Annotated in this window: 9 protein-coding genes; all 9 read left to right on the plus strand. The window is 66.8% G+C overall.

The window, feature by feature from the left end:
• Nucleotides 1–427 precede the first annotated feature (427 nt).
• Entirely contained in the window at nt 428–1,126 is a 699-nt protein-coding gene (locus tag Q0C41_RS29075) for a type II secretion system F family protein (protein ID WP_291990123.1), read from the plus strand.
• Nucleotides 1,123–2,106: a type II secretion system F family protein gene (locus Q0C41_RS29080; protein WP_291990124.1), complete on the plus strand. Its 984-nt coding sequence runs from the start codon at nt 1,123–1,125 to the stop codon at nt 2,104–2,106. Before Q0C41_RS29075 ends, Q0C41_RS29080 begins: the two co-directional genes overlap by 4 nt.
• A 122-nt stretch (nt 2,107–2,228) precedes the next feature.
• Entirely contained in the window at nt 2,229–2,405 is a 177-nt protein-coding gene (locus Q0C41_RS29085; protein WP_291990127.1) for a Flp family type IVb pilin, read from the plus strand.
• 2 nt (nt 2,406–2,407) lie between these two features.
• Complete coding sequence (locus Q0C41_RS29090; RefSeq protein WP_291990129.1) at nt 2,408–2,827, plus strand: TadE family protein; 420 nt, start codon at nt 2,408–2,410, stop codon at nt 2,825–2,827.
• Nucleotides 2,828–2,840: 13 nt separating this feature from the next.
• Nucleotides 2,841–3,278 carry a TadE family protein gene (locus Q0C41_RS29095; RefSeq protein ID WP_291990130.1) on the plus strand — a complete coding sequence of 146 codons (438 nt, stop codon included), beginning with the start codon at nt 2,841–2,843 and terminating at the stop codon, nt 3,276–3,278.
• Entirely contained in the window at nt 3,275–3,739 is a 465-nt protein-coding gene (locus Q0C41_RS29100) for a TadE/TadG family type IV pilus assembly protein (protein ID WP_291990132.1), read from the plus strand. Before Q0C41_RS29095 ends, Q0C41_RS29100 begins: the two co-directional genes overlap by 4 nt.
• Nucleotides 3,740–3,753: 14 nt before the next feature.
• Nucleotides 3,754–4,440 (plus strand): hypothetical protein, encoded by a 687-nt coding sequence (locus Q0C41_RS29105; RefSeq protein WP_291990134.1) that lies wholly within the window; start codon nt 3,754–3,756, stop codon nt 4,438–4,440.
• Nucleotides 4,424–5,677 (plus strand): hypothetical protein, encoded by a 1,254-nt coding sequence (locus Q0C41_RS29110; protein WP_291990136.1) that lies wholly within the window; start codon nt 4,424–4,426, stop codon nt 5,675–5,677. Before Q0C41_RS29105 ends, Q0C41_RS29110 begins: the two co-directional genes overlap by 17 nt.
• 18 nt (nt 5,678–5,695) lie before the next feature.
• A partial coding sequence (locus tag Q0C41_RS29115) for a hypothetical protein (protein ID WP_291990138.1) occupies nt 5,696–6,001 on the plus strand: 306 nt, incomplete at its 3' end.

The following is a 6,001-nucleotide window of genomic DNA, read 5'->3' on the forward strand; positions in this document are numbered from 1 at the left end:
GGAGGGGGATGTCGTGACCGGCAATGAGATTTGGGGCCTCGACCCGGCCCGAGATCGGCTGGCCTGGACCGGCATTCGACCCCGGTGCCTGGAGAAGATCGCAGCGCGGGGTGTCGCCTATGCCCCGCCACCCGCCGTCGAGGCGTCGACGTGAGGCGAATTGCACTGATCTCGCTGAGATTCGTCACATGTTGCTGTCAAGACACTCCCGTGTAATCGTCGTGTAGCCCGGCGCTTCTAGGGTGAACAGCGCAGGAGAGTCCCCGAGATGATTCCGCTGTTGCTCTCCATCACGTTTGGAGCCGGAGTGTACCTCGTGTACGAGGGACTCACCGCCCCGCGTCCGCGCTCGGCCAGAGCGTGGTGGCCCGAAGCCCTGCAGAGCAGTTTCGCGAGGGCTGGCTTTGGCGAGGCCTCGCCCCGAGACATGCTGCTCCTCGCGACGACCGCCGCTATGGTGGCGGGCGGAGTGTCCCAGCTGATCCTCGGCTGGGGTGTCGTCAGCCTGCTTGCGGCCGGACTGGGGGGCGTCACGCCGCTGGCCTACTTCATTCAGCGCCACGAGCGTCGGCGAACTGAGATGCAGGCCGCCATGGTCGACGCGATCGGACAGCTTCGCGATGCGATCCGAACCGGACTGTCGGTGCCCGGAGCGCTGGTTGGCCTCGCCCGGGGCGGACCGGCAGTGCTGCGGCCCGAGCTTACGACGCTCGTCCGTGAGATGCGCCTGATGGGCTTCGAGTCGGCGATCGGCGCCATGCAGGAGCGTCTCGCCGATCCGGTCTTCGACGTCGTCGCGACGAGCCTCCTGCTGAATGACCGGCTGGGCGGTCGCAATGTGAGCCAGGTGCTCGATCGACTCGCCCACGCCACAAGGGCTCAGTTGCGGATTCACGAGGAGCTGCGAGCGCTCCAGGCAAGAAATGTCCTGTCGGCGCGCATCGTCGCGGCGGTGCCGCTGGTGGTGCTGATCGCGATCCGCCAGGTCAACCCGACCTACCTGAGCATCTTCGATGACTGGTCGGGCCAGGTGCTGCTGGCCGGGTGTCTCCTGAGTATCTTCGTGGGCTACGCCGGCATGCGGTGGCTGACGCGCCTGCCCACGGAGCGGAGGGTGCTGCGATGACACCCTTCGCCATGCCAATCGATGTCACCGCGGTCCGGCCAACGCCACTTGTGCTGGGGCTGGTCTTCGGACTCGGCGCGTACCTACTGGCGACTGGACAGCCGATCGGGCGCCCGAAGCCCGACCTGGTCGAACAGCTTCGCCGCCTCGACGTCGACGAACGGATCGGTATGGATCTGCGGCGGGTCGAGGTTCGGCCGTTCTTCCACACGCGCCTGCTCGAGGCATTGCTCCGGCCAGTTCTGGATGACCTGGGACGCCTGGCGCGGCTCGTCCTCGCTCGGCTCGGACTGGCCGGTGGCAACGAGCTCGAGCGGAAGCTGCGGATCGCTCGCCCCGGTGTCGAGCCGTCACAGTTCTTCGGTGAGAAGGTCGCGGCTGCGCTGATCGGCCTCGTCATCTTCCCGCTGATGAACGTGCTCGGAGTTCATCCGTTCGGCCCGTGGCCGGTCTGGAGCTGGGCTGTCGGCGCAGCCGTAGGATTCCTCGGGCCGGACTGGCAGCTCGACCGGCAACTTGGTGCTCGGCGGACCGAGTGTCTGATGGAACTGCCGACAATCCTCGACATGCTGACGATCGCAACCTCGGCCGGGCTGGCGATCGAACAGGCCCTCGATCAGGTGGTCCGATACGGCGCGGGCACCGTCGCGCGGGAACTGCAACATGCCCGGCGTGACATGACGCTCCGGGGTCAGCCACTGATCGACTCGCTCGAGGAGATGGCCGAACGCGTGGGCGTACCAGAGTTGACGAGCTTCGCCTCGCAGCTTCGGGCCGCGCATGAGCAGGGCATCCCGCTGACTCAGACGCTGACTGCGCAAGCCGAAGCGCTCCGCGAGCGGAAGCGGCTTCGGATCGTCGAAGAGGGCGGCAAGGCGAGCGTCCGGATGCTCCTGCCGGTGGCTCTGTTCATCATGCCCGTCCTGTTCGTCGTGCTGCTGGTCCCAGCCGCCGTGGAGCTGATGCGCCTCGGCGGATAGGCAGGTCGGCGTCACACCCGGCCTGCTGCTCGGCGGAACCGGAGAACGTGGAGAGGAGACCTCAGATGTTGTCGCCGTACGTCGTGCTCTACGTGAACGCAATACTGCGAAGAATGAGGAGGATGAGTCGATTCGTTACGGCAAGCCAGCCGGGCCAATCGATGGTTGAGTACGCCATCCTCGCCGCGCTGATCGCGATTGTGGCGATGGCCGCCGTCCAGGCCCTCGGTGGCGGAATCGCTACCGTCTTCCAGAACATCCTTGGACGACTATCGGGACTCGGTGGGGGCGGGCGGTGAGGATGAACCTCGCTCGCCTGACCGTCGAGCGCTTCGCCTGGCAGCGTGGTCAGGGCATGGTGGAAGCGGCGATCACCTTCCCGCTTCTGCTCCTGACGGCGATCGGGCTGGTCCAGTTCGCCCTGTTTGCCCACGCCCAGAACGTGGTCACCGGGGCGGTGCAGGACGGCGCTCGGGTCGCGGCAAGCGAGGATCGATCACTCGCTGACGGAGTCAGTCACGCCCGCGCCTTGCTGGGGGCCGGGCTGGGCCGGTCCGTCGAGGACGTCACTGTCAGCGGGACGGACGGGGCAGACGCGATAAGCGTGGAGGCACAGGGTCGAATGCGCCTGATCATCCCGTGGGCGGCCGACGCGACGCTGCCACTGGCGGCACGGTCGGTTCTAAGCAAGGAGCGGTTCCGTGCCGGCCCGAGTCGCTAGTTGGATCCGTGCCATGACCCGGTCTCGGCTGGCTCACCGAAGGGGCCAGGCGCTGGTCGAGACTGCCCTGGTCGTACCCCTGCTTCTGACGTTGGCCTTTGGCGTCGTGGCGGCCGGGCGAGTGGCTCACGGGCAGATGGCGGTCGGCGCCGTCGCCCGAGAGGCTGCGCGCACCGCAGCGCTGGCGGACACGGCGGACGACGCCAGAGGTCGCGGCGCCGCGCGCGGTCGGGAGGTGGCCGCCGGCTACGGGCTTGACGACGGACCGCTCGAAGTGCGGGTCGAGCCCGGTGCGTTCAGCCGAGGCGGTGAGGTCCGCGCCTCGGTCCGCTGCGACGTGTCGCTCGAAGATCTGCCGCTGCTGAGCTGGGCTCGTGTGTCTATCTCTAGCGAACACGTCGAGCGGATCGATGCTTACCGAAGCCGCTGGCGAAGTGAGCGCGATCGATGAGGCCACAACGACAGGCATCGATCGGAAGGGCTGGCCTGCTGTGGACTGCTCAGCGCGGTCAGGCGATCGTCTGGATGGCGGTCATGCTGCCGCTGTTCCTCGCGATCGTCGGCCTCGCGGCAGATGGTGGGCTCGTGTTCAGCGCTCGACGAGAGCTTCAGAACGTCGCCGATTCGGCGGCCCGGGCTGGAGCCCAGCAGATCGACGTGCGGGCGTACCGCGAGAGCCGTGGGCGCACCGTCGTGCTCGACCAGCCCTCGGCCCGCCGGGTCGCCAGGTCCGCGGTCGGTCAGAACGCAAGCCGTGACATCCGCATTGATGTTGAACCGAGCCGCGTCCAGGTTGGGCTCAGCCGCGATGCACCGACCAGTTTCCTTCGCCTCATCGGCATAGGAACAGTCCGAGTCACGGCGGCCGCCACCGCGGAGATACGGCATGGAATCGAGCGGGGAGAGCCGTAACTGTGGAGAGAAAGATGACCGTACATGAGCTGAGTGATGACTTCGGCGCGCGACAGGAACAGCATGCGCCGACACGTCGCTCCTACTGGCCGATCGGGCTGGCACTGCTTATCGCTGTGCTGCTCCTGCTCGGGGGAGCGACCGTGCTGAATCAACGCCTTCGGCCGAAGGTCGGGCTCCAGGCGACGACCACGGCGCATGCACAGGAGACAAGATTCGGATTCATCCTGGGGCGCCTGGCACTTCAGGATGAACTCGGCGACGCTGACCCTGTTGCCGCGCCCAGTCCAGAGACCGGAACAGACGCCATCGAGATCGACCTGGCGCTCCTTGAAGAGATCCAGGCCGCCTACTCGACGTTCTGGGAGATTCGGGCCGAGGCCGCCTTCAACGTCGACGTCAGTCGATTGCCCGAGGTGCTGGACGGTCCGGCGCTCGAACGCGAGCGTGAGCAGATCGCCGACCTCCAAGCCAGAGGCGTGGCCGCCGTGATCGAAGCGGAGCACGAGGTCGGGCTCCTGAGCCTGTCCCCGGAAGAGGCTGAGCTGTACGACGAGTACCTCAACCGAAGCTACCTGGTGGATCCCGCGACCAAGGAACCGGTTGGGGCACCTGAGCCCGAGGAGGTCGTCAAGGTCTCGTTTCGGCTGAGGAAGATCGACGGCATCTGGAAGGTGGTGGACAGTGAACGCCACAGCTAGCGCCCCACGCCCTGGCCTGATCCTTCTTAGCGCCATCACCGGGATCGCCCTTCTTTGCTTGTGGGTGTCCACGGTGCTTGGGGAGTCGCGCGGCGAGTCCCAACGGCCCGACGACAAGGCGCCACGGAGCAAAACAGAGATCAAGCACGAAGTGAAGTCCCGGCCGGACGGGGTGCGAATCCGCATTTCCGTCCGCCAGGAAACGGAAGGCAGGGAAGCTTCATCTGAACGAAACCAGGAGCGGGAGCGGCGGCCCAGCCAGCCGCCACCCGTGGCCGTTCCCGACGCCCCAATTCCCGAACTGACGGCCGAGGCTCCGGTCCCGGCGCCCGAGCCGCCGCCGACGGCCGATCCGCCAGTGCCCCATGTCCCGTCCGCGGAGGCACCAACCGACGAGGCCACAGCGACAGACATACCGTTGGAGGATGTGGTAGCGACCGACGCTCCAGCCGCGTCCGCCGCGCCGTTGTTCAGCCGGTCGGTCGCCGACGAACCATCTGTCGAAGCGCCGATGGAGGAAGCGCCTCCGACCGACCCGTCAGCTCTTGTAGTTGCTTCCACGGAGCCAGCGCCGGCCGAAGCGCCGGTCCCCGACTCGCCTGCCGACCTGGCTCCTGTTGCCGAGGCGCCGCCGGCGCTATTCCCCACCGATCCGCCATTCATCGAGCTGCCGGCGGTTACGCTGCCGCCATCGGCGAGCCGCGCGGCCATCACTCCGCGGCTCTTCGTCGCCGATGTCCTCGAAGACATACCGCTGCCGGCAGCGAAGGTCCGTATGAACCCGGACCTTGGCCTGGTCGCCGTACCGACCTGGTTCTGGGTCGAAGGATACGATGGCCGCGCGTTCGGAGTCTCGCGGCGCATCAACATCCCGGCTGAGATCGGCGACGACATACCGATCGACGATGTACCCCGCGACGATCCGCTCCGCCGCCCAACGTCGCTGACGATCGTCGTCACGGTTCGCCCAAGCCGTTACGAATGGAGTTTCGGCGATGGGACGAGGCTCGTGACGACGTCACTTGGCAAGCCGTATCCGCGAGCGTCGGACGTGAAGCACACCTACGAGCACTCATCCCTTCGGTCCCCGACCGGATTCACGGTCGGCCTGACGATCGAGTTCACCGCTGAGTACAGCATCAACGGCGGCGCCGTGCAGGCACTGCCGCCGATCCGTCGGAGCTACGAGAGCAGCTACCGCGTACAGGAGATCCAGCCAGTCCTGACGTCCAGGTAGCTCGCGCGGGAGAGGATCGTGCACGTCTCTGCACAACTCGCCGGTGATGAGCGCCGGCACCACCGTCTTGGACTACTCGGGCTCGTCGTGGGGTTGGCGATCGGGGGAACGACCCTGCTCGCCGTGGCCGGCCCACCGAGACTGCCGGCCGAGTTGCCCAACAGAGTCATCATCGCGAGCACGCTGAACGGTTCTTACCTGCCGCCCGAGGCAGTTGCCTATGTCGTGACGACGGCCGCCTGGATGATCTGGGGTTGGTTGACCCTGTCACTCGCTCTGCGCCTGATCGTGCTCGGTGCAGAGGTGATTGCCTATGGAGCCGCC

The organism is Luteitalea sp. (assembly GCF_022842525.1).
GTDB lineage: Bacteria > Acidobacteriota > Vicinamibacteria > Vicinamibacterales > Vicinamibacteraceae > Luteitalea.